Source organism: Microbacterium sp. B24, from assembly GCF_000333415.1.
Taxonomy (GTDB): domain Bacteria; phylum Actinomycetota; class Actinomycetes; order Actinomycetales; family Microbacteriaceae; genus Microbacterium.
The window spans coordinates 1-2036 of record NZ_BADB01000419.1 but is presented as its reverse complement, the minus strand read 5'-3'; the positions used below and the strand labels follow the sequence as shown (position 1 = coordinate 2036).

4 protein-coding genes are annotated in these 2036 nt (G+C 64.9%); 2 read left to right on the top strand and 2 right to left on the bottom strand.

The annotated features are described in order from the left end of the window. Together I5I_RS17180 and I5I_RS12445 are read left to right on the top strand one after the other, a co-directional pair. A partial coding sequence (locus I5I_RS17180) for a hypothetical protein (protein ID WP_187289952.1) occupies window positions 1–716 on the top strand: 716 nt, incomplete at its 5' end. Window positions 717–724: 8 nt separating this feature from the next. Continuing rightward, window positions 725–1003 carry a hypothetical protein gene (locus tag I5I_RS12445; RefSeq protein ID WP_036320140.1) on the top strand — a complete coding sequence of 93 codons (279 nt, stop codon included), beginning with the start codon at window positions 725–727 and terminating at the stop codon, window positions 1001–1003. An 89-nt stretch (window positions 1004–1092) separates the two neighbouring features. Here the strand turns inward: I5I_RS12445 and I5I_RS12440 are convergent, their stop codons facing one another. Further along, a complete protein-coding gene (locus I5I_RS12440) occupies window positions 1093–1386 on the bottom strand; it encodes a hypothetical protein (RefSeq protein ID WP_036320137.1) in 294 nt (97 codons plus the stop codon). A 184-nt stretch (window positions 1387–1570) separates the two neighbouring features. Next, entirely contained in the window at window positions 1571–1822 is a 252-nt protein-coding gene (locus tag I5I_RS12435; RefSeq protein WP_036320134.1) for a type B 50S ribosomal protein L31, read from the bottom strand. Window positions 1823–2036: the final 214 nt, after the last annotated feature.

Here is a 2036-nt window from a genome sequence, read left to right as displayed (position 1 = left end):
GAGCTCGGTCCCGGGGATCCTCTAGAGTCCGAGTTCACGCCTACGGGACCGACTCGAGCCAAACGGTCACCGACGTCGGCTCACGTGAGATTCTCCGCACGCTCACCGCGCTCACACGCCGCCTCAGCATCGCCGAGTATGACCCGCCCTTCTCTGACTTCGCGACGTTCCGCACGTACTGGACGCAGAACGAGGGCTACGGAAGCTGGGCCGCTCGTCGCGAAATGGTCACCCGCTTCTTCGAACCGCTGCAACAGCGCCTAGAGGTGCTCGAGGACGACGCGCTCTCGGGCGAGCTCGCGAGCCCCGTGACCCCGGCGGAGAACATGGGATGGCCAGCCGTCGACGAAGAGGTCAAGGAGCTTCGCCGCCACTTCCACTCGGCGCAGACTGTCCAGGACTACCGAAACATCGGCAACGATTGCGTCGCGGTCCTCGAGGCGCTCAGTGCCACCGTCTACGACCCCGCGCGGCATCTCCGCCCCGGCGAGACGGAGCCGCCGGTAGCGAGCACTAAGAACCGCCTCGAACGCTACGCCGACGACGCCCTCCCTGGCCCCGGCAATGCCGAGATTCGCGCCCTCGTCAAGAAGACCATCGAGTTTGCACAGGCGGTCAAGCACAACTCCGATGGAACGCGCGTTCGCGCAGGTATCGCCGCCGACGCCGTCATCCAGCTCGCGAACATCTTGCGCCGCCTCGCCGAAAATAACTAGGAGACCCGATGGCCGTCCTTGTCATCCTCTACGCGCTATCTGCTGTACTTCCGATCATCGGCTTCGGGCGGCTCCTCTGGCGCGCACAGCGAGACCTCCGTGAGGCTCGACGGGTCAGTGTAGAGCGCGAGTCACCGGGGTATACGTGGGACGAGGTCGACGAAGCGTGGGGCGACCGCGTCGGAGTGCCGCTCGCGATCCGCAACGACCTCATCTGGGACATAGCTCTCGTCGGCGCCGGCCTCATTGCTGGTGCCGCAGCGAGCATCTTGTCGCTCTACCTCTGACACGTACGACAGAGGCCCCTAGACCGAGTCTGAGGGCCGCAGGCTGGACGTCGCGGCCCGGGGCGACTTTGACTTCGTCCCGGGCCGTTTCAAGCCGCCAGAGCGTGCCCGGCGAGCCTCTCGTCGACAAGGCGCACGAGCGCGCGGACGTCGTTGCACCCGATCCCGCCGCACATCGGCCCGGCAATCGCGATGTCGACGAGGCCGTCGGCACCTTCCGCAGCGATCGTTCGCTCGACCGTGTCGGCGAGAACGGCGGCCTCAATCGACGCACACCGCTCCGCAGCCATACGCAGCTTCGCAGCCCACTCCCATGCGACGGCCTCGACCGTGAAGTGATCCGCCCTCACGCGCTCCGCCAGGGCGTTAATCGCACTCATCATGATTCCCCCTTCGGCATCTGCATGATGCCCTCGAGAAGGAGCCAATCACATGTAACTTCGGCGAGCAAACTCCAGATGAGAGGGTAAAAACACTTGCGCAAAGGGTCCTACGCAACTCGCCTGAACATGCAAAGAGCCCCCCGACCCATTCGGATCGGAGGGCTCTTGAACTTGCGTGACGCCTTTAGCGTGCCCCAAAGTTCTTGAAGCGCTGGTTGAACTTCTCGACGCGACCGGCCGAGTCCATGATGCGCTGCTTGCCCGTGTAGAACGGGTGCGAGGCCGAGGAGATTTCGACGTCGATGACCGGGTAGGTCTCACCGTCGAGCTCGATCGTCTTGTCGCTCGTGACCGTCGAACGGGTCAGGAAGGTCTCGCCGGAGCCGAGGTCGCGGAACACGACCGCCTGGTACTCGGGGTGGATGTCAGTCTTCATGGGGTTCCTAACGTGGTGCCCTGGATTTTGCCAGGGCGAGGGAAGTCTGTGATGCGGGCGCGGGCGCGCATGCACCAAGGGTCGATCATACCAGCCTGAGGCCGCTCGGAAGAATCCGGATCTCAGTCGCCGTGCGTAGCCCGCGCGGCGTAGCGCCCGCCCTCCTCGGTCAGGGCGATCGGCATGCCGAAGGTGGCCGAGAGAGTTCAGCGGG